Genomic DNA, 21,445 nt, shown 5'->3' on the forward strand with positions numbered 1-21,445 from the left:
ATCAATACCAAGTATAAAAGAAACATACGAAAAAATCCAGACTAATGTTGAAATAAGGAAGCAGGAATTAACATCGATAAAGTCACCGGTTTAGGGTGAAGATAGGGATAAGAACATCGCCTCTTCTTTAAGAACCCGGGCTTCAAAGAATGGGGCGTTTATATAAAATCGGCGTCCTTGTTTTTGACAGGTGCAGCATTACTTCTTAAAATGAAGACTATATCTGTATGCAGATACACCACAAGGGCGCCGCCTTTCAATGAGTGAGGTTTTCAGGAAAATGGGAAAGATACATGTATTATACGGAGAAGAGAGATATCTGATCCAGCAGGAAAAGGAAAAAATAATCAGAAGTGAAACGACAGAAGAAGAGCGTGAATTCAATTACAGTACGTACAATCTCGAAGACACTCCGATCGAGGATGTAGTCGCAGATGCTGAAACGCTGCCGTTTTTGGGCGAGAACAAACTTATTGTCGCGGAGAATCCGATTTTCCTCCTCTCTAAACCACCTAAAACGGATATAGAGCATGATGTCGATAGGTTTTTATCTTACATAAATGACCCGGCTCCTTATACGACGATTATTCTGATCATTCCTTATGAGAAGGTGGATGAACGTAAGAAAGTGATGAAAGAACTGAAGAAAAAAGCGAAAGTCCAATCATTCTCTTCCGTAAAGGAATGGAATATGGAAGAGTGGGTGCAAAAGGTGGCGAGGGAACTGAAGATCGAACTTGCCCCGGGGGTAGAAGAACTTGTCATCCAGTCCGTAGGAACCAATCTTTCGGTTTTGAGAAGTGAACTAGAAAAATTAAAGCTATATGCGGAGAACGACTACATCACGAGAGACATAGCAGAAGAATTGTTGTCTTCTTCGCTCGACACTTCCGGCTTGAAACTTGTGGATGCAGTCATTGAGCGGGACCTTTCCAAGGCTATGACCATTTATAAGGAGTTGCTCCGGATGAATGAAGAGCCTATCGCCCTCATCGCTCTCCTCGCCTCCCAGTTCAGAATGATTTCGCAGGTGAAGATCCTGAAGCGTAAAGGATATACAGAGAACCACATGAAAAGTTATATCAAAGCTCATCCCTACGTATTGAAGCTTGCAGGTCAGCGGGAGAAAAAATTCTCCCAGGAAATGCTTGATCATATCATGCTCAGTTTGTCGGAGACGGATAGCCATATGAAGAGCGGTACGATGGAAAAAGAGCTTGCTTTCGAAATGATGCTTTATGAAATCATCGCAGGTTCTCCGAAAAGTGCACCATCCTAGGGGTAGGAGGTGCACTTTTTTTGCATAATAAAAACGACCCGGCAGACGGATCGTTTGTTGGTCATAAAAGAGAACCAGTTATGCGTTTTGTACAAGTTTTGTCAAACGGGATTTTTTACGGTTTCCGTTATTTTCATGGATTGCCCCACGTTTTACGGCCTTATCAATTTTCTGAACCGCTGCAGTAAGCGCTTCACCCGCGTTTTGATCATTGCTTGCTGCAAGTTTCTCTACACGTTTAATAGCTGTACGCATGTCAGATTTGAAAGCTGCGTTCAGTTCGCGAGCTTCTTCGTTGACACGTACACGCTTTTTGGATTGTTTTAGGTTAGCCATTTTTTCACCTCCTAGGTAAAAACAAGTAGCAGAATTGCTTTCGAACAAGAGACATTGTATCAGAGCACGAAGCGTATTTCAATGATATTCATACGCTTCACGCATAAAAAGAAACAACCAGTACAAAGATAGAGAAAAAAGGGTGATTTGGTGGAAGGGATTCGTACCGATTTAGCTGTAGAACAACCGGAAGTGAACCAGGAAGCGATCCGAGGAGTGACGCTCGATTCGGATCAAGTGGAAGGCATCGATAAAACGGAAATAAGGATTACTGCAGAAGCGGAAGAACGAATGAACAGGAAGCCGGGGACGTATGTAACGCTGGAATCAGAAGCCATCAGAAAGCAGGATACGGCGATGCAGCGAAAGCTTACGACTGTTACAGCTTCTGTTCTCAGGCAATTGCTCGTAGAAGAAGGTATAGGTGAAGATGCGCGTGGGTTATTGATCGGGCTTGGTAACCATATGGTAACCCCGGATGCTTTAGGTCCGTTTGTTATGGAAGAAGTACTCGTCACCAGTCATTTATTTGAACTCGAATATGAACAGGTGGCAAACGGCTACAGGTCCGTCTCCGCTTTTGCTCCGGGAGTAATGGGAGTGACCGGAATGGAGACGAGTGACATCATCCATGGAGTCGTGAAAGAAACCGACCCGGACTTCCTTATTGTCATTGATGCCCTGGCTTCCCGGTCTCTCAGCCGCGTAAACGGAGCGATCCAGTTGACGAATACAGGTATCCACCCTGGTTCCGGGGTGAATAATAAGAGGGAAGAAATCAGTAAAGAAGCCTATGGCATACCTGTTTTCTCTATAGGGGTGCCGACGGTAGTAGATGCAGTGACGATCACAAGCGACACGATCGATTATCTACTTAAACATTTCCAGAAGCACTGGGAAGAAAAGGATCGTCCTTCGAATATCCTGGATGTGGCATCGAATCCTTTCAAGAGGTCGAATCTTGAGGACGCGGCTCTGCCTGATGAATCGAAGAGGCGATCGGTCCTGGGGATGGTCGGGACCCTTTCCATGGAAGAGAAGACAAGTCTTCTGAAAGAAGTGCTCACGCCCCTTGGGCACAATTTCATCGTTTCCCCGAAAGAGGCGGATGGGTTTATCAGAGATATGTCTCTCGTACTTGCATCTTCCTTGAATGAAGCTCTTCATCCTGCGGTAGCCAGCGGAGAAGGGGAGGCATATCGTTAGTTCTACAAGCTTTTCTATCAGCATACAGTTGTGATATAAACGAAGAAAGGACTGTGCTGATGGGGAAGCGTTTTTTTTATAGAAAAGACAAATGGCAATTATCTATGCTTGTTCCTTTATTCATCGCCATTCTCATCCTTAGTGTCGCTTTATTGACCGGGGTGAAGTCTACGTATCGGGTATATTCAGATACCGTTCAGCAGATCACATCAAAAATGGAAGGGGAGTCCTTCCTTTATTTTTTGAAGCGGGAAAACGTTCTATTTGGAGAAGCCGGGCCCGAGCGCTCTTCGATGGCTAGGGCCGTGTTCGAATCGATGATGGATATACGGATTGATGATGCCAGAACGTTATTCGGAACGTCCATCCCCGGGCTCAACTATTATCATGATCGCATTATCATCGCTGGAGAGGGGACGGATTATACGAACTTACCGGTAGAATCGGAACCTCCGCTTGATGTCTCAGACGAAGAGAACGAGGGCAGTGATGACATTGCAGAACCTTCACCGTTTGATTCCGGGAACCCGGAAGTATTCATTTACCATTCTCATAATACGGAATCTTTCCTGCCGCATCTGGCTTCCGGTTCAAGTGCCTATCATCCGGATACGAATATAACGCTTGTCGGGAAGAGACTCGGAAATGAACTTCAGGGCCGCGGGATCAGCTCGAAAGTCAATACGATGGACGTAACGGCAGTATTGAAGGACAAAGGCTGGAAACATTATCAATCCTATGATGCTACGAGAGGTATGGTGGAAGAGACGCTGGCTCAAAACGAATCGATCGACTACCTATTGGATATTCACAGGGATAGCCTAGGGAAGAAAACAACGACAACAACCATTCAGGGCAAAAAAGCGGCACGCACGATGTTCGTCGTAGGGGCTGAACACTCCGGATACGAAAAGAACCTCAAACTGGCGACGGACTTACACAAGCTTCTCGAACAGAAATACCCCGGTCTGAGTAGGGGTGTCATTACGAAACAGGGGGCAGGGGTCAACGGCATTTATAACCAGGATCTTCATCCGAACGCTCTTGTCGTAGAATTCGGAGGGAAAGAGAATACGTTTGAAGAACTGTACAGGACCGCTGATATGTTTGCGGATGTGTTGAATGAATATATGACCGCGGAATGAATTATAGCTGACCGGCAGGGAGGTGATTGAATAATTTCCTGCTGGTTGCTATAATCAATCTAGTTATAGGTGCGATTTTACTAGGAGTGATATATTTGACAACGCAGATTAAAAAAGAAAATGTGCGCAATTTCTCCATCATTGCTCACATCGATCATGGAAAATCAACATTGGCCGATCGTATTCTCGAGAAGACGAAGGCCCTTACTCAAAGAGAAATGAAAGAACAGTTTCTTGATGCGATGGATTTGGAAAGAGAACGCGGGATCACCATCAAACTCAATGCTGTTCAGCTGAACTATACATCAGAGTCGAAGGAAGATTATCTATTCCATCTGATCGATACTCCGGGACACGTCGACTTTACATACGAAGTCTCCCGTAGTCTGGCGGCGTGTGAAGGTGCCATCCTTGTCGTAGATGCTGTCCAGGGGATCGAAGCTCAGACACTTGCGAACGTCTACCTTGCTCTTGAGAACGATCTCGAGATCATCCCTGTCATCAACAAGATCGATTTGCCTGGTGCTGACCCTGATAGAATCAAACAGGAAATCGAGGATGTCATCGGCATCGATGCGTCAGAAGCGATTCTCGCTTCTGCCAAAGACGGTAAGGGTATCGATGAAATCCTGGAGCGTATTGTGACGGATATTCCTGCTCCTGCCGGCGAAAAAGATAACCCTACGAAGGCGCTTATTTTCGATTCCCTTTATGATTCCTACAAAGGTGTCATTGCTTACACTTGTGTACGGGAAGGATCGATCAAAGTCGGAGATAAAATCCGCATGATGGCCAAAGGAAAAGAATTCGAGGTCAATGAAATCGGAGTATTCAGACCGGAGCCTACGCCGATGAAGGAACTTGTCGTAGGGGATGTCGGTTATCTCACCGCTTCCATCAAGAACATCGGCGACTCTCAGGTCGGAGATACGATCACCCTGGCAAACAATCCTGCAGCGGAACCGCTGCCGGGTTACAAGCGGATGAACCCGATGGTTTTCTGCGGGATGTTCCCGGTGGATTCCAATAACTATAATGACTTGAGAGATGCGCTTGAGCGCCTGCAGTTGAACGATTCCTCGCTTCAGTTCGAGGCCGAGACATCTCAGGCTCTCGGGTTCGGTTTCCGTACCGGATTTCTCGGAATGCTTCACATGGAAATCATCCAGGAACGTATCGAGAGGGAATTCGGTATTGATCTGATCACTACAGCTCCGAGCGTTATTTATAACGTGAAACTTACCGACGGCTCGGAAATCCAGGTGGACAACCCTTCTATGATGCCGGATAACCAGAAGCTTGAAGAAGTACAGGAGCCATATGTGAAAGCCACGGTCATGGTGCCTAACGATTACGTAGGTCCTGTTATGGAGCTTTGTCAGAAGAAGCGCGGAAATTTCGTGGATATGCAGTACCTCGACGACAACCGCGTAAATATCGTTTATGACATTCCTTTATCGGAAATCGTATACGATTTCTTCGATACCTTGAAGTCCCAGACGAAAGGATATGCTTCTTTTGATTATGAATTCATCGGTAACCGTACGTCTAATCTTGTGAAGATGGATATCCTGCTGAACGGCGATACGATCGATGCTCTTTCCTTTATCGTCCACCGTGATTTCGCTTATGAGCGAGGAAAGCAGATAACGGATAAGTTGAAAGATCTCATCCCGAGACAGCAGTTCGAAGTGCCTGTCCAGGCGGCTATCGGAAATAAGATCGTAGCGAGATCTACGATCAAAGCGATGAAGAAAAACGTCCTTTCGAAGTGTTACGGCGGTGACGTCTCACGGAAGAGGAAACTTCTCGAGAAACAGAAAGAGGGTAAAAAACGCATGAAGATGGTCGGGTCGGTCGAAGTCCCGCAGGAAGCGTTCATGTCTGTTCTTGAAATTAATGATGATTAATAACGGAAAACCGCAAGCAATGGACTTGCGGTTTTCTTCATGGAGGTTCAATGAAAAATGCAAATAGCTTCAGCTTATATTCATATTCCGTTCTGTCAGCAGATTTGTCACTACTGCGATTTCGTGAAATTCTTCTATGATGATAAAGCCGCTGACGATTACCTCGAAGCGCTCGAAAAAGAAATGAAGGGATATGTACCAGGGGAAAAACAGAAAATGAAAACGATATATGTAGGCGGTGGAACTCCTACCGTTCTTCAGACCCATCAGTTGCAGCGTCTACTCGAAATGATCGATACCTATTTCGATGTCTCTGTATGTGAAGAGTATACATTCGAAGCGAATCCCGGGGACCTGGATCAGGAAAAAGCGGACCTGTTAGCCGAATACGGCGTCGACCGTATTTCTCTCGGGGTTCAGACATTCGATAATCAGCTTCTTGAGGACATCGGACGAGTTCACCGAGAAGACGATGTTTACATCAACATTGAACGATTGCGACGGGCAGGGATCACCAATATAAGCATCGATCTTATGTATGGACTGCCTAACCAGTCTGTTGAACTTTTTGAAGAATCAGTCGATAAGGCGCTCAGTCTTGAGCTTCCCCACTATTCCTCTTATTCTCTTCAAATAGAACCGAAGACCGTGTTCCATCAAAGGTATAAGCGGGGAGAGCTTTCGAAACCGCCTGAAGATGAAGAGGTGGAGATGTATCATTTGTTGCAGCGTAAACTCAGGGAACAGGGGATCTATCATTATGAAATCAGTAATTTCTCGATGCCCGGTTATGAAAGTAAGCATAACCTGACTTATTGGGATAACGCTTATTACTATGGAATCGGTGCCGGAGCACATGGATACCTTCCCGGGAAAAGAACGATTAATATCAGGCCGCTCCCTGCTTATTTAAAGAAAGCGAACGAAGACGGTAAGCCGGTTTTGCATGAAGAACCAGTGGAAGTAAAAGAAATGATGGAAGAGGAGATGTTCCTCGGTTTGAGAAAGATGGAAGGCGTATCGAAGCGTCGTTTCCTGGAGAAGTACGACCGTGTCGTCGATGAAGTGTTTGATGGTGCTGTTGCCGAGTTAGCCGAAAAAGGACTTCTGTCTGATGAGAACGGTTATATCCGCCTTACAGAAAAAGGGAAATTATTCGGTAACGATGTATTCTCTTCCTTTCTTCTCGACTCCTGAATTTTTCGCTGTTTATTCGTTGACATCGTCCAGACCTTTTGATAATTTTATTATAGATTTAGCACTCGGAGGATATGAGTGCTAACAGAGGTGATCATCGATGCTAACGAATCGTCAACTGCAGATACTTAAAGTGATTATTGATGATTTCATTCTGACGGCCCAACCTGTAGGGTCCCGCTATATTTCCAAAAAGGAGTCGGTCGATTTCAGCCCGGCAACGATAAGGAATGAAATGGCGGACCTTGAAGATATGGGGTTTTTGGAGAAGACCCATTCCTCTTCCGGGCGAGTGCCGTCGGAGAAAGGGTATCGTTTTTATGTCGATCATTTGTTATCTCCTTCAGAGTTAAGCAGTAAGGAGAAAACGATTTTCGAAGAAACTTTCGGCAAGCGTGTGCTTGAATTCGAACAGGTCGTTGAAAAGTCAGCGGGAATATTGTCTGAGCTTACGAGCTATACGTCGATCATTCTCGGACCTGAGGTTTTCGAAAACAAGTTGAAACAGCTTCAGATCACTCCTCTCACTGAGGAAGCAGCTGTTGCTGTTCTCGTGACGAATACCGGGCATGTGGAACACCGGGTGTTCAGCGTACCGGTGGAAATCAAGCCTTCAGATCTCGAGAAGATGGTGAATATCCTGAATGATCGTCTCCAGGGGATCGCTCTGATTGAATTGCCGAACCGGCTGAATGAAGAGATCTTCTCCTTACTTCGTGAACACGCAGAGCACTACAATGATGCTATCAAATATCTGCGTTCGGCTCTCGTCAATGACAGACCTGCGAAGCTATATGTAGGTGGAAAGACGAACATGCTGATGCAACCGGAGTTCAGAGACATCGATAAAATCAGATCGATCATGTCCATGATCGAGGACGAGAGGGATATAGCTAAGCTGTTGAAAACGAACGACCGGGGGATTCAGACGATGATCGGTCATGAGAATCCTTTCAATGCCCTGCAAAATTGCAGTATCATCACCGCGAATTATTACTTGGGAAATCAGCAAGTCGGTACTGTTGCACTTCTGGGGCCGACACGCATGGAATACAATCGTGTCGTCGCTCTTGTTGAAGAATTGTCGAAGCACATGACAAAGACGTTCAAAGAATGGTACTGAGCGGCCGGCAGCACAACTGCCATCCGCTTTCTTTTGTGCTTTTCCCTATATATGTTATATTCAGTAACGGTGATTAAGAGCCTCAGGAGGTGGACTTCATGGCAGATGAAGAAAAAGATACAGACACAATCATCGAAGAAGAGCAAGAACAGACTTCTGATGAAGAGAATGTGTCTGAAGAACAAGAACTGACAGAACTCGAAAAAGTCGAGCAGGAAAGAGATGAAGTGAAAGAGAAGTTGCTAAGACTTCAAGCGGATTTTGAGAATTTCCGCCGCAGAGTTCAAAAAGAGAAAGAGACGGATAGAAAGTATAAATCCCAGTCTCTTGCAGAAGAATTGATCCCTGTTCTCGACAATTTTGAGCGTGCGCTTCAGACAGAAGTGAAGGAAGAATCCGCTCAAGGGTTTGTCGATGGGATTAAAATGGTATATAACCAATTGTGGAGCGCCCTTGAAAAAGAGGGTGTGGAAGAAATAAGTGCCAAAGGGGAACCTTTCGATCCTCATGTGCATCAGGCTATGATGCAAGTCGAGGAAGAAGGGGTTGAATCGAATACGGTCACGGAAGTACTCCAGACAGGATACAAGTTGCATGACCGCGTAATTCGTCCTGCTATGGTTAAAGTAAATCAATAAGTTAATGGATTGAAGGAGGATGTCACGATGAGTAAGATCATTGGAATCGATTTAGGTACAACGAACTCTTGTGTAGCAGTAATGGAAGGTGGGGAGTCCAAAGTCATCCCTAACCCGGAAGGTAACCGTACGGCTCCATCCGTCGTAGCATTCAAAAATGGAGAACGCCAGGTAGGGGAAGTCGCCAAGCGTCAGGCAATCACGAACCCTAACACGGTCCAGTCCATCAAACGTCATATGGGTACGGACTACAAAGTGGAAATCGAAGGAAAAGAATACACACCGCAGGAAATCTCTGCAATCATTCTTCAGTATCTGAAAGATTACGCAGAAGACTATCTCGGGGAGAAAGTCGAAAAAGCGGTCATTACCGTACCTGCCTACTTCAACGACTCTGAGCGTCAAGCTACGAAAGATGCCGGTAAAATCGCCGGGCTTGAAGTAGAGCGTATCATCAACGAGCCTACAGCAGCAGCGCTTGCTTATGGTATCGATAAAGAAGACCAGGATCAGACAATCCTTGTTTATGACCTTGGTGGAGGTACATTCGACGTTTCCATCCTCGATATCGGTGACGGTACATTCGAAGTTGTTTCTACAGCAGGGGATAACCGTCTCGGTGGTGACGATTTCGATGAACTACTCATGGATCACATGGTCAAAGAGTTCAAGAAAGAGAACGGAATCGACCTATCCCAGGATAAAATGGCGAAACAGCGCCTGAAAGACGCTGCTGAGAAAGCGAAGAAAGACCTTTCCGGCGTAGCTCAGACGCAAGTTTCCTTGCCATTCATCACAGCAGGAGAAGCAGGACCGCTTCACCTTGAGATGACGATCACTCGTGCGAAATTCGAAGAGCTTGCTTCTGACCTCATCGAACGTACGATGAAGCCGACACGCCAGGCACTGAAAGATGCGGACATGAGTGCATCTGACATCGACCGCGTCCTTCTTGTCGGTGGGTCTACTCGTATTCCTGCGGTTCAGGATGCCATTCAGAAAGTCGTCGGCAAAGAGCCGTCCAAAGGCGTAAACCCTGATGAAGTAGTAGCACTCGGTGCAGCTATTCAAGGTGGTGTCCTGCAAGGGGACGTAAAAGATGTCGTTCTTCTTGATGTGACTCCATTGTCTCTAGGTATCGAAACGATGGGCGGAGTAACGACGAAGCTTATTGAAAGAAACACGACGATTCCTACAAGTCATTCCCAGACATTCTCGACTGCAGCTGATAACCAAACAGCCGTTGATATCCATGTCCTGCAAGGGGAACGTGAAATGGCTCAGGACAACAAAACGCTTGGTCGTTTCCAATTAACTGATATTCCACCTGCACCACGCGGGGTACCGCAAATCGAAGTTTCCTTCGATATCGATGCGAACGGTATCGTGAACGTACGTGCGAAAGATCTCGGAACAAACAAAGAACAATCGATCACAATCAAATCTTCTTCCGGTCTTTCCGATGATGAAGTAGAGCGTATGGTGAACGAAGCTGAAGAAAACGCAGAAGCGGATAAGCAGAAGCGTGAAGAAATCGAGCTTCGCAACGAAGCGGATCAGCTGATCTTCACAACGGATAAAACGATCAAAGACCTTGGTGAACAGGTGACAGAAGAAGAGAAGCAAAAAGCGGAGGATGCTAAGAGTGAGCTTCAGACAGCCCTTGAAGGCGAAGATCTCGAAGACATCAAAGCGAAACGCGACGCTCTTCAGGAACAGGTTCAGGCCCTTTCTGTGAAAATGTATGAGCAGGCTGCCCAGCAGCAACAGGCTGAAGGAGAAGAAGGCCAGGACGATGTCGTTGATGCCGATTATGAAGAAGTGAACGAAGACGACAACGAGAACAAATAAACCTTACCAAAAAGTCAAAGTCAAGACTTTCTTGACTTTGGCTTTTTCAACAAGATCATCTGTTGCACTTTTGGAGAAGATGGCTCGCACAGGGTGCGGGTTTTCTTTCGGGTACCTGATGTTGAACCGATAAAGGGTACATGCCATAATGGGAAAGGTAACAGTGACCGGGAGAGTGATGATTTTTGAGTAAACGAGATTACTATGAGGTGCTGGGGTTATCTCAGGACGCCTCGAAACAGGATATCAAGAAAGCTTATCGTAAACTTGCCAGGCAATATCACCCTGACGTAAGTGAAGAAGAGAATGCGCAGGAGAAATTCAAAGAAGTCAAAGAAGCATATGAAACGCTGAGTGATGACCAGAAGCGTGCCCAGTACGACCAGTTCGGCCATGATGGCCCTAATATGGGTGGCGGTTTCGGTGGAGCCGAAGACTTCGGTGGCTTCAGTGATATTTTCGATATGTTCTTCGGTGGCGGTGGCCGTCGCAGAGACCCGAATGCACCTAGGCGCGGGAACGACCTTCAGTATTCGATGGTGCTCGATTTCGAAGAAGCTGTCTTCGGTAAGAGTACGGATATCGAAATACCACAGGAAGAAGAATGTGAGACGTGTGACGGTTCCGGTGCGAAACCAGGCACATCCCCTGAAACTTGTCCGCACTGTCAGGGTGCTGGGCAGATCAACCAGGAACAGAATACACCGTTCGGCAGAGTCGTTAACAGACGTGTCTGCCACCACTGTCAAGGTTCCGGGAAGATCATCAAAGACAAATGTGATACGTGTGGCGGTAATGGCCGAGTAACGAAGACCAAGACGATCCATGTGGACATTCCGGCCGGTATCGACGAAGGTCAGCAGATCCGTATCCCTGGAAAAGGGGAAGCGGGAGTGAACGGGGGTCCTGCAGGGGATCTGTACGTTGTCATTCAGGTGAAACGACACGAATTCTATGAACGCGAAGGCGATCATATCTTCTGTGAAGTACCTCTCACTTTCGCACAGGCAGCACTCGGAGATGAAATCGAAGTGCCTACCCTTCATGGCAAAGTGAAACTGAAAATACCTGCTGGTACTCAGACCGGTAAGACGTTCCGTCTGAAAGATAAAGGAGTACCGAATGTTCACGGTCGCGGTCACGGAGACCAGCACGTGAAGATCCGCGTCGTAACTCCGAAGAACCTTACCGACCGCCAGAAAGAACTTCTGAGAGAGTTCAATGAAATCAGCGGACATGAATCGGCTGAAGAACAGCACGGCGGATTTTTTGAACGCATGAAGCGCGCTTTCAAAGGGGAATAGATTTGCATAATGGAATGCTCGGTGTAGAATGGAGAGAGTATATGCTCTTTTCGTTTACACGGAGCATTTTATTTTTATCAAAATAAAAAAGTGAGTGAATTGTCATGAAATGGTCTGAAATCAGTGTACACACGACGAATGAAGCGATCGAACCGATCTCGAACATACTGCACGAATCCGGGGCGAGTGGTGTCGTCATCGAAGATCCGTCTGATCTGGAACGGATGGAAGCGAGATTCGGCGAAATTTACGACCTGGACCCTTCGAACTATCCGGATGAAGGCGTCATCGTGAAAGCGTACTTACCTCAAAACAGTTTTCTCAGTGAAACGGTGGAAGAGATCAAGGGGTCTATCTCCTCCCTTGTCCAATACGGGATCGATATCGGCAAGAACGACGTAACGCTTTCTGAAATCCATGAAGAAGACTGGGCAACGGCGTGGAAGAAATATTATAAGCCCGTGAAGATTTCCGAGAAGGTGACGATAGCCCCGACGTGGGAAGACTATCAACCTGTATCCACGGATGAGATCATTATTGAAATGGACCCGGGGATGGCATTCGGTACAGGAACACATCCTACTACCGTCCTCAGTATCCAGGCGCTCGAACGATTTGTCCGTGACGGTGATGTCGTACTTGATGTAGGGACAGGTTCCGGCATATTGAGTGTAGGTTCCATTCTTCTGGGGGCTAAGCAGGCATATGCCTATGATCTCGATGACGTCGCTGTAGTAAGCGCGAAGAATAATGCAGCATTGAACAAAGTGGAAGACAGAGTCGAAGCCAAACAGAACGATCTATTAAAGGGAGTAACCCATGAATCTGATGTGATCGTAGCGAATATTTTAGCGGAGATCATCGTCAAATTCCCGGAAGATGCCTTTTCGTTGTTGAAACCTGGAGGATACTTTATCACTTCCGGTATCATCGAAGGAAAAAAAGAACTCGTTCGGGAAAGTTTACTCGAAGCGGGATTCGAAATAATCGAAACGAACAAAATGGAAGATTGGATCTCCTTCACAGCGAGACGTCCGGAATAGGAGCTGAGCCATATGCAGAGATATTTCGTTCAGGAATCCCACTGGCAGGAGAACAAGGTAACCATAACAGAAGAAGATGCTCATCATATAAAAAAAGTGATGAGAATGACAGAAGGGGATTCTTTGATAGCCGTACATCCCGAGGGAAAAGCTTATAAGGTATCAATCGAATCTGTAGGGGAAAGTATCATCTGTGTTGTCCGGGAGGAAATTACCGATAACAAAGAGCTTCCCCAACAAGTGACAGTCGTGCAGGCTATCGGTAAAGCGGATAAGGTGGAATGGGTTATCCAAAAAGCCACAGAACTCGGGGTTTCCCGGATCATTCCATTTCAAGCCACCCGTTCGGTAGCGAAATGGGATCATAAAAAGCAGGACAAAAAGGTTGCCAGATTCGAAAAAATAGCCAAAGAAGCTGCGGAGCAGTCCGAAAGGGTGAAGGTCCCTCACGTTCATCGCGTACTTTCCCTGCAAGAGGTGATTGAAGAAACGAAGGACTACGACTTCCGTGTATTTGCTTATGAGAATGAAGTGCGAAATGGGGCGAACCGAAAACTTTCCGAACATATCAAAGAGATGACGCCAGGAACAGAAGTGTGTGTAATCATCGGCCCGGAGGGAGGCTTTTCCCCTGAAGAGGCAGACGAACTCTATCAGTCGGGCTTCACTTCAGTGAGACTCGGAAAACGTATTTTGCGTATGGAGACAGCTCCTTTGTATTTTCTGTCTGCTTTATCTTATGAATGGGAAGAATAAGAAAACGCTTTTCTTTTTATGGAATAACCTTTATGATAGAGATAGATGTACGAACAAGTAGGAAAGGGAGATGAATGATGACTGTATCAGCAAAAATGATCGACCATACGCAATTGAAACCGGAGACGACGAAAGATAAGATTACGACCGTTTGTGAAGAAGCGAAAGAGCATGGATTTGCTTCCGTGTGCGTAAATCCTCATTGGGTATCTTATTGCAATGAACTGCTGAAAGACACAGATGTGATGGTATGTACTGTAATCGGTTTTCCTCTGGGAGCTACAGCTACAGACGTAAAGGTTTATGAAACGAAGCAAGCGATCGACAACGGAGCCGAAGAAGTCGATATGGTGATCAATATCGGTGAATTGAAGAGCGGAAACCACAGTGTCGTCGAAGAAGATATCAAGGCTGTTGTCCAAGCTGCTGAAGAGAAAGCCGCTGTGAAAGTGATTATCGAAACGTCCCTTCTCGAAAAGGATGAAAAAGTGAAAGCATGTGAATTGGCTAAAAAAGCCGGTGCGGATTTCGTGAAGACATCTACCGGATTCTCCGGCGGAGGTGCTACCGTCGAAGATATCTCTTTGATGCGTGAAACTGTCGGACCGGAGATGGGCGTGAAAGCTTCCGGCGGGGTACGTGATTATGAGGGTGCCAAGGCGATGATGGATGCCGGGGCGACAAGAATCGGCGCAAGTTCCGGCATTGCCATCATTCAAGGGAAGCAAGGTTCTTCTGATTATTAAGCGAGGAACTTGTTGACCTGTTTGTTTTAGTGTAATATAATTGTCAAGGATATGGACTTGTCCCATATCTGGATCTAGTTTTGTTTGTTTCGGAGGGAGGGAAGTAGTATGTCTAAGACCACTCGCGTACGTAAGAACGAATCCTTGGAGGACGCACTGCGTCGTTTCAAGAAAGACGTATCCAAAAGCGGTACTCTAGCTGAAGCTCGTAAACGTGAATTTTACGATAAGCCAAGCGTTCGTCGTAAGAAAAAATCCGAGGCAGCCAGAAAGCGCAAGTAAGTGTTCTGTGAAGAGGGTGTAGAGATAAGATGACTATTTCTGAACGTCTTACAGAGGACATGAAAGTCGCTATGAAAGCCAAGGATAAAAAAAGACTTGGTGTCATTCGCATGGTACGTTCATCCATGCAGAATGAAGCGATCAAACTCGGTAAGAATGAGTTAACTGAAGAAGAAGAACTGACAGTTTTATCACGTGAGGTAAAACAAAGGAAAGATTCCCTCCAAGAATTTAAACAAGCTGGTCGGGATGACCTTGTAAGTGATCTTCAAGAAGAAATTACTATTCTAAATGACTATTTGCCAAAGCAGTTGACTGACCAGGAGTTGGAGGCAATCGTCTCTGAAACTATCAGCGAAGTCGGTGCTTCCGGTAAGAGTGACATGGGGAAAGTGATGTCTGCTGTTATGCCTAAAGTAAAAGGCCAAGCAGATGGTTCCGCAGTCAATAAAGAAGTTATGAAGCAATTATCATAAACGAAAAAGGCCTCTCTTTGTCTGAGGGGTCTTTTTTTATAAAATTATTGAAACGTTTTCTTTTGTACATACGTAATACAAGCAGGTGAAAAGGGAAGGAGGGAGAAGATGACGAAGAAATGGAAACGGGTGATGATGGTTCTTCCATTTCTGTGTTTATTATTATCATTACTACCTTCTACGAGTGAAGCGGCAGGGGAAGTATATGTCGTCCCGGTTGAAGAGACGGTGGAGAGAGGGATGTCTTCCTTTATAGATAGAGCGATCACGGAGGCGGAAGAGGCGGGTGCCTCTCAGCTGATTTTCGAAATCGATACCCCGGGAGGTCGTGTGGATGCTGCAAACGAGATAGGGGAATACTTGACCAATACAGATATTCCTACAGCTGCTTACGTTACGAGTCGCGCATACTCTGCCGGGTCTTACATTGCTCTGAATATGGATAAGATCTACATGAAGTCCCAGGCTACTATGGGAGCTTCCGGAGTCATAAACTCGGATGGTACGGCAGCTGACAAGAAAGCGCAGTCGGCCTGGATTTCAGCCATGACAGCAGCCGCCGAGAATAATGGAAGAGACCCTTTGTATGCCAGAGCTATGGCTGATAGCAGTGTCGACTTACCTGAATTCGGGGCCCCTGAAGGTGAGTTTCTGACGCTCACCCCTCAGGAGGCGGAAGAAGTCGGTTATTCGGACGGAACATTGGAAAACACAGAAGCTGTTGTCGAGGAGCTGGGATTCGACACGTCGGCGATTAAAAGAGTCGATCCGACATTCACGGAAAACCTTGCCAGATTCCTTACAAACCCTGCAGTCGTTCCGATTCTGCTATCACTGGCGAGCCTTGGTCTTGTGGCGGAATTGTATACGCCAGGGTTCGGATTGCCCGGTCTGACGGGGATCGTTTCCTTGCTGTTATTCTTTTATGGTCATGTTATTGCCGGATTGGCAGGCTTCGAAGCGATTATCCTTCTCGTTGTAGGAGTGGGGCTGATTATCGCCGAGTTCTTCCTGCCGGGAGGAATCGCCGGTATAGCAGGTGCAGTCGCCATTGTGGCATCTCTTCTGATGTCCGGGCAGGATGTGGGCTACATGGCTTTCAGTATCGGTATTGCTCTTCTCGTTACGATTGTAGCCTCTGTGCTCCTTTTCAAATTTGTCGGATTTCAAAATGGATTCTTCAAAAAGATCATTCTCAGTGATTCGACGAATACTTCGGAAGGGTATGTTTCCTCCAAGTCACGCCTTGACCTTATAGGGCAAGAAGGAAAGAGTATTACGCCACTTCGTCCGTCAGGCAGTGGAATATTCGGTGAGGAAAAACTGGATGTAGTCACTGAAGGAAGTTTTATACAGGTGAATGAACCTGTGAAAGTCGTGAAAGTGGAAGGGTCAAGAATTGTAGTACGTAAAGTTGAAAACCAAGAGGAGGAAGAAGTATGACATTACAGGAACTAATGCCGCTCATCATTGTCGGTATCATTATCATTGCACTCGCAGTGCTGTTCACCTTCATCCCGGTGATGCTTTGGATCAGTGCATTGGCAGCGGGTGTCAAGATCAGCATTTTCACGCTTGTAGGTATGAGGTTACGAAGAGTCATTCCGTCTCGTGTCATTAATCCACTGATCAAGGCACACAAGGCTGGACTTACAATCAACACGAATCAGTTGGAGAGCCACTACCTCGCAGGAGGGAACGTCGACAGGGTGGTCAACGCTTTGATTGCGGCACACCGGGCGAATATCGAACTCAGTTTCGAACGGTGCGCAGCGATCGATCTTGCCGGGCGTGACGTACTCGAAGCTGTACAGATGAGTGTTAACCCTAAAGTCATTGAAACACCATTTATCGCAGGTGTGGCTATGGATGGTATCGAAGTGAAAGCGAAAGCAAGAATCACGGTCCGTGCAAACATCGATCGCCTTGTAGGTGGTGCGGGAGAAGATACGATCATCGCCCGTGTAGGCGAAGGAATCGTGTCTACGATCGGTTCGAGCGAGAATCACAACAAAGTGCTTGAGAATCCCGATCTTATTTCGAAAAACGTCCTTGGTAAAGGATTGGATGCAGGTACCGCTTTCGAGATTCTGTCCATCGATATTGCAGACATCGACATCGGCAAAAACATCGGCGCTATCCTGCAGACAGATCAGGCAGAAGCCGACAAGAACATCGCACAGGCAAAAGCGGAAGAACGAAGAGCGATGGCCATTGCCCAAGAGCAGGAAATGCGCGCACGCGTTCAGGAAATGCAGGCGAAAGTTGTCGAAGCGGAAGCCGAAGTTCCTCAAGCTCTCGCGGAAGCTCTTCGCTCCGGAAAAATGGGTGTTATGGACTACATGAATTATCAGAACATCGATGCCGATACCGATATGAGAAAAACGTTAGGCACTACGGGAGATGCAGATGAGGAAGAGAACGAGAAATAGACCTCCTCTCTCTTAGAAAGGGGCGATGAAGGATGCAGGATTTCATCTCAGCGATTTTTTCGAACATTTTCGTTATCGGTGCCGTTCTTTACGGGCTCTTTGCGCTGTTCCGCAATGCCCAGGAGGGGAGTCGGGCAGAAGAAACACCACCCCCTTCTTCCTCTTCGGAAGAGACACCAAAGATGACGTCCACCCTGGAAGAACAGTATAACCGAATGAAGAATCATCAGGAGGAAGAAGTTCAGGGGGATACGATTCAAGTCGAAAAGTCTTCATCGAGAGAACATGACGCGATTCTTGACCACGGAGAACTCGTGGTCGAAAAGCGGGAAAATGAAACGATGAAAGTCCATCCATTTCTTGAGGAACAATGGACGAAGAAACGTCTCAGAGATGGTGTGATCATGAGCGAAATTTTAGGCCCGCCACGGGCTAAAAAACCTCACCGGACATTCAGGAGAAGGTAAGAGGAACCCGATTTGTAGTGATACAAATCGGGTTCTTTTCGTATACATAGAAGGAAAGGGGTGTCCGCTATATGTCACGGTTCACCTACTGGATGAAGCACACGTTTCAATTACCTGAAGAAGTCATAGGGAATGTGGAGAAAGTGGAGATGACAGGCAGCCGTTCGTTGAAAATAGAGAATTACAGGTCGTTAGAGGGGTATACCACCGATCAAATTACGTTAGGGGTGAAGAATGGGCACCTGGTCATCAAAGGAAAGGATTTGCAGATTACCATCATGCGTCAATCAGAAATTTCGGTGTCGGGACAAATAATAACTGTCTCGTATGAGTGAGGCGATACCATGTATGTAGTTGTAAAAATTACTGGTGAAGGAAAAGAACGTCTGATCAACAGCGTTCTTTCAGAAGGGCATACCATTCATTCCTTTTATGTCGAGGACGGAGAATGGTATGCATCGATGTCTTTGAAGACATTCCGGAAGATGAGGAGCAAACGAAGACGATACAAGTGCAGAATTATCGTAGAACGTCGGATACGCCCTGCTGGAGAAGAGGTCACGAACAACTATGTCCTGCTTTCCTTCATGACGATGATCGCCGTTCTTTTTCTGCTTTCGAACACGATTTGGGCGATAGATATCAAAGGATTGTCAGAGGAAGGAGAGTTCAATGTCCGGGAGGATTTGAAGAAAAGCGGATACTACGTGGGAGGAACGACTTTTCTCGATACAAGCTTCAGTGAACTTGAAAGTCGGTTGCTGAAAGAAAATCCCGAGCTGATATGGCTGACCATAGCCAAAAAAGGTACAGCCCTATATATCCAGGCCTCAGAGGCGGACCCTCCCGTCGATACGAGGGATGAGAATCCGGCCGATTTAGTCGCCGGGGAGGAAGGGACGGTGGTACGTATGATTATCCGGGAAGGTCGACCAGTTGTAGAAGCGAATCAATTCGTGAAAGAAGGACAGGTTCTCGTAAGCGGAAAAATGAATGAAGATACCTATGTGAAAGCCTCCGGGGAGGTGACGGCTGAAACCTGGTACTCGGTAGAAATGGGAGAACGACAAGAAGAATGGACACTAGCGGAGAACGATGAAGAAACGGTGAAACATTTCCTTTCCATCGGAAATTGGAGAATTCCTATCTGGGGGTTTTTTACGGAGGCAAAAGGTGAATGGGAAGAAAGAGAGCACTCTTTTCGATTATGGGGATATGAATTCCCGGTCACCTATAAAAAACGGACCTTTCTACAGACAGACGATAATAGACTGGAGATGAAGGATAAGGCTCTCACAATCGGCAAAAACCATCTTCTTTCGCAACTGGAGAAGGGAGCCGTCATTAAGGACGAAAAAGTTTTGCACCAGTATACAGACAGTGGTAAAGTAAAATTAATCCTACTATATCAAGTTCATGAAAATATCGCGAAAACGAAATACATCAACCAAGGAGATTGAGTATGCAGGAAGGTTTACAGACGATAGATGTACATTTAGATAATCCGCAGGAAGCTTTGACTTTGTTCGGGACAGAGGATAAAAATCTGAGGCAGATGGAGGAACAGTTGAATGTCACCATCGTCTCACGAGGAGAAAAAGTGAATGTATCGGGCCTCCCGGAACACGTTTCCATTGTAGAGGGTGTCATAGCCTCTCTTCTGGCCCTCATTCGACGAGGACTCTCGATAACAGAGAGGGACGTTGTGTATGCCGTAGAGCTTGCCAAGAAAGGTAAAATCAATCAGTTTGAAGCTCTATACGAAGATGAAATAACGAGGAATGCCAAAGGGAAGCCTATCCGGGTGAAGACGCTTGGTCAGAGAGATTATATCAACGCGATCAAAAGGAATGACCTTACATTCGGTATCGGTCCTGCAGGGACAGGGAAGACGTACCTTGCAGTCGTTATGGCGGTCAATGCCCTGAAAAACGGAGATGTAAAAAGGATCGTGTTGACCCGTCCGGCTGTCGAAGCGGGAGAAAGTCTCGGGTTTCTACCGGGGGATCTGAAGGAGAAAGTGGATCCTTACTTACGTCCCCTTTATGATTCACTTCACGACGTGTTCGGTACGGAGCATACAGCCAGACTTATCGAGAGAGGAACCATTGAAATCGCTCCTCTCGCTTACATGAGAGGCCGTACGCTCGATGATGCATTCGCATTGCTCGATGAGGCACAGAATACAACGCCGGAGCAGATGAAAATGTTCTTGACGAGACTCGGCTTCGGTTCCAAGATGATCATCACGGGTGATATCACTCAGGTCGATTTGCCTAAAGGAGTCACCTCCGGACTGAAAGTGGCTGAACAGAAGCTTTCGAATGTGAAAGGAAGTTCCTTTATCCACTTGGATGAGACAGATGTCGTAAGGCACCCGCTTGTACAGCGAATCATTGATGCCTATGAGCAGAACGAGTAACGGAGGGGTATGTATGCTTAAAATTGATTTTCATGATGAGACGAACTCGATTGATGAAGCTTTTGTAGATCTGATACAGCGAGTATTAGCTTTCGCAGCAGAAAAAGAGGGTGTGATCGGTGATACGGAAATTTCCGTCACGTTTGTGAATAACACGCAGATTCAGGAATTGAACAGAAATTATCGCCAAAAAGATAAACCGACGGACGTGTTATCGTTTCCTATGGAGGAGCCCGGAGAAGAAGAATTGGATATACATGATGAGGAATTGCCGCGGATGCTCGGGGATATCGTGATATCCGTCGATAAAGCAGAGGAGCAGGCCGGAGAGTATAACCACTCCCTCGAACGCGAATTTTCGTTCCTGGCTTTGCATAGCCTGTTGCATCTGCTCGGGTACGACCATATGGAAGAAAAAGAAGAAAAAGAGATGTTCCAAAGGCAAGAGGATATTTTACATGAGTTCGGCCTCGAAAGATCCTAAAGGAAAGAAGTGGATCGGCTTCCGCTTCGCTATTTCCGGGTTGATCGAGATGATCCGGAAAGAAAGAAACCTCAAAATTCATCTCGGTGCGTCCGTAATGGTAGTGCTTTCAGGGGTTTATTTTTCTGTTTCTGCTATGGAATGGGCCATCCTTTTTCTGACGATTGCCCTGGTAACTTCGCTTGAAGTGATGAATTCTGTCGTGGAGCGTGTGATGGATTTTATCCACCCTGCCTACCATGACAGGGTGAAAGTCATCAAAGATGCAGCTGCCGGAGCTGTACTGATCGCTGCCATTTTTGCAGTCCTGATCGCTATTGTCATATTTGTACCAAAATTATAACGCTG

Annotated in this window: 23 protein-coding genes; 22 read left to right on the forward strand and 1 reads right to left on the reverse strand. The window is 46.4% G+C overall.

Features of this window, described 5'->3' with window-relative positions:
- The first annotated feature begins 280 nt into the window (after nucleotides 1-280).
- A complete protein-coding gene (gene holA / locus BLQ44_RS00555; RefSeq protein WP_093191985.1) occupies nucleotides 281-1,279 on the forward strand; it encodes a DNA polymerase III subunit delta in 999 nt (332 codons plus the stop codon).
- Nucleotides 1,280-1,357: 78 nt separating this feature from the next.
- On the opposite strand, the gene rpsT is transcribed toward holA, so the two are convergent.
- Entirely contained in the window at nucleotides 1,358-1,615 is a 258-nt protein-coding gene (rpsT, locus tag BLQ44_RS00560; RefSeq protein ID WP_093190747.1) for a 30S ribosomal protein S20, read from the reverse strand.
- A 150-nt stretch (nucleotides 1,616-1,765) separates the two neighbouring features.
- On the opposite strand from rpsT, the gene gpr reads away from it, so the two are divergent.
- From gpr to BLQ44_RS00665, 21 genes are all read left to right on the forward strand, one after another.
- The gene (gene gpr, locus BLQ44_RS00565; protein WP_245688067.1) at nucleotides 1,766-2,821 is read left to right on the forward strand and encodes a GPR endopeptidase; all 1,056 of its coding nucleotides are present in this window, start codon (nucleotides 1,766-1,768) and stop codon (nucleotides 2,819-2,821) included.
- Nucleotides 2,822-2,880: 59 nt separating this feature from the next.
- The gene (gene spoIIP / locus BLQ44_RS00570) at nucleotides 2,881-3,966 is read left to right on the forward strand and encodes a stage II sporulation protein P (protein WP_093190754.1); all 1,086 of its coding nucleotides are present in this window, start codon (nucleotides 2,881-2,883) and stop codon (nucleotides 3,964-3,966) included.
- A gap of 95 nt (nucleotides 3,967-4,061) precedes the next feature.
- Nucleotides 4,062-5,876, forward strand: coding sequence for a translation elongation factor 4 (lepA, locus tag BLQ44_RS00575; protein WP_093190757.1), 1,815 nt, complete (start codon nucleotides 4,062-4,064; stop codon nucleotides 5,874-5,876).
- Between the two features lie 57 nt (nucleotides 5,877-5,933).
- Nucleotides 5,934-7,073 (forward strand): radical SAM family heme chaperone HemW, encoded by a 1,140-nt coding sequence (gene hemW, locus BLQ44_RS00580; protein ID WP_093190759.1) that lies wholly within the window; start codon nucleotides 5,934-5,936, stop codon nucleotides 7,071-7,073.
- Between the two features lie 100 nt (nucleotides 7,074-7,173).
- A complete protein-coding gene (hrcA, locus tag BLQ44_RS00585) occupies nucleotides 7,174-8,196 on the forward strand; it encodes a heat-inducible transcriptional repressor HrcA (RefSeq protein WP_093190762.1) in 1,023 nt (340 codons plus the stop codon).
- Nucleotides 8,197-8,294: 98 nt separating this feature from the next.
- The gene (gene grpE, locus BLQ44_RS00590) at nucleotides 8,295-8,834 is read left to right on the forward strand and encodes a nucleotide exchange factor GrpE (protein WP_093190765.1); all 540 of its coding nucleotides are present in this window, start codon (nucleotides 8,295-8,297) and stop codon (nucleotides 8,832-8,834) included.
- Between the two features lie 27 nt (nucleotides 8,835-8,861).
- Nucleotides 8,862-10,685 carry a molecular chaperone DnaK gene (gene dnaK / locus BLQ44_RS00595; protein WP_093190767.1) on the forward strand — a complete coding sequence of 608 codons (1,824 nt, stop codon included), beginning with the start codon at nucleotides 8,862-8,864 and terminating at the stop codon, nucleotides 10,683-10,685.
- A gap of 185 nt (nucleotides 10,686-10,870) precedes the next feature.
- A complete protein-coding gene (gene dnaJ, locus BLQ44_RS00600; protein ID WP_093190770.1) occupies nucleotides 10,871-11,989 on the forward strand; it encodes a molecular chaperone DnaJ in 1,119 nt (372 codons plus the stop codon).
- Nucleotides 11,990-12,093: 104 nt separating this feature from the next.
- Nucleotides 12,094-13,032: a 50S ribosomal protein L11 methyltransferase gene (gene prmA / locus BLQ44_RS00605; protein ID WP_093190772.1), complete on the forward strand. Its 939-nt coding sequence runs from the start codon at nucleotides 12,094-12,096 to the stop codon at nucleotides 13,030-13,032.
- Between the two features lie 12 nt (nucleotides 13,033-13,044).
- On the forward strand, nucleotides 13,045-13,788 hold the full coding sequence (locus BLQ44_RS00610) for a 16S rRNA (uracil(1498)-N(3))-methyltransferase (RefSeq protein ID WP_093190775.1): 744 nt from the start codon (nucleotides 13,045-13,047) through the stop codon (nucleotides 13,786-13,788).
- 77 nt (nucleotides 13,789-13,865) lie between these two features.
- Entirely contained in the window at nucleotides 13,866-14,534 is a 669-nt protein-coding gene (gene deoC / locus BLQ44_RS00615; RefSeq protein ID WP_093191987.1) for a deoxyribose-phosphate aldolase, read from the forward strand.
- A 108-nt stretch (nucleotides 14,535-14,642) separates the two neighbouring features.
- A complete protein-coding gene (rpsU, locus tag BLQ44_RS00620; RefSeq protein ID WP_093190777.1) occupies nucleotides 14,643-14,816 on the forward strand; it encodes a 30S ribosomal protein S21 in 174 nt (57 codons plus the stop codon).
- A 29-nt stretch (nucleotides 14,817-14,845) separates the two neighbouring features.
- Nucleotides 14,846-15,292, forward strand: a complete 447-nt coding sequence (locus BLQ44_RS00625; protein ID WP_093190780.1) for a GatB/YqeY domain-containing protein — start codon at nucleotides 14,846-14,848, stop codon at nucleotides 15,290-15,292.
- Nucleotides 15,293-15,400: 108 nt separating this feature from the next.
- Nucleotides 15,401-16,735: an NfeD family protein gene (locus BLQ44_RS00630; RefSeq protein WP_093190782.1), complete on the forward strand. Its 1,335-nt coding sequence runs from the start codon at nucleotides 15,401-15,403 to the stop codon at nucleotides 16,733-16,735.
- On the forward strand, nucleotides 16,732-17,724 hold the full coding sequence (gene floA / locus BLQ44_RS00635; protein WP_093190785.1) for a flotillin-like protein FloA: 993 nt from the start codon (nucleotides 16,732-16,734) through the stop codon (nucleotides 17,722-17,724). Before BLQ44_RS00630 ends, floA begins: the two co-directional genes overlap by 4 nt.
- A 32-nt stretch (nucleotides 17,725-17,756) precedes the next feature.
- Entirely contained in the window at nucleotides 17,757-18,191 is a 435-nt protein-coding gene (locus BLQ44_RS00640) for a hypothetical protein (RefSeq protein WP_093190788.1), read from the forward strand.
- 71 nt (nucleotides 18,192-18,262) lie between these two features.
- Nucleotides 18,263-18,526, forward strand: a complete 264-nt coding sequence (locus BLQ44_RS00645) for a YabP/YqfC family sporulation protein (RefSeq protein ID WP_093190790.1) — start codon at nucleotides 18,263-18,265, stop codon at nucleotides 18,524-18,526.
- A gap of 9 nt (nucleotides 18,527-18,535) precedes the next feature.
- Nucleotides 18,536-19,651, forward strand: a complete 1,116-nt coding sequence (locus tag BLQ44_RS00650; protein ID WP_093190793.1) for a sporulation protein YqfD — start codon at nucleotides 18,536-18,538, stop codon at nucleotides 19,649-19,651.
- Nucleotides 19,652-19,653: 2 nt separating this feature from the next.
- Entirely contained in the window at nucleotides 19,654-20,613 is a 960-nt protein-coding gene (locus tag BLQ44_RS00655; RefSeq protein ID WP_093190797.1) for a PhoH family protein, read from the forward strand.
- 13 nt (nucleotides 20,614-20,626) lie between these two features.
- The gene (gene ybeY, locus BLQ44_RS00660; protein ID WP_093190800.1) at nucleotides 20,627-21,097 is read left to right on the forward strand and encodes an rRNA maturation RNase YbeY; all 471 of its coding nucleotides are present in this window, start codon (nucleotides 20,627-20,629) and stop codon (nucleotides 21,095-21,097) included.
- Nucleotides 21,072-21,440: a diacylglycerol kinase family protein gene (locus BLQ44_RS00665; protein WP_093190802.1), complete on the forward strand. Its 369-nt coding sequence runs from the start codon at nucleotides 21,072-21,074 to the stop codon at nucleotides 21,438-21,440. The genes ybeY and BLQ44_RS00665 overlap by 26 nt, the downstream gene beginning before the upstream one ends.
- Nucleotides 21,441-21,445 lie beyond the last annotated feature (5 nt).

Origin of the sequence: Salimicrobium halophilum, assembly GCF_900100295.1 — a bacterium.
GTDB lineage: Bacteria > Bacillota > Bacilli > Bacillales > Halobacillaceae > Salimicrobium > Salimicrobium halophilum.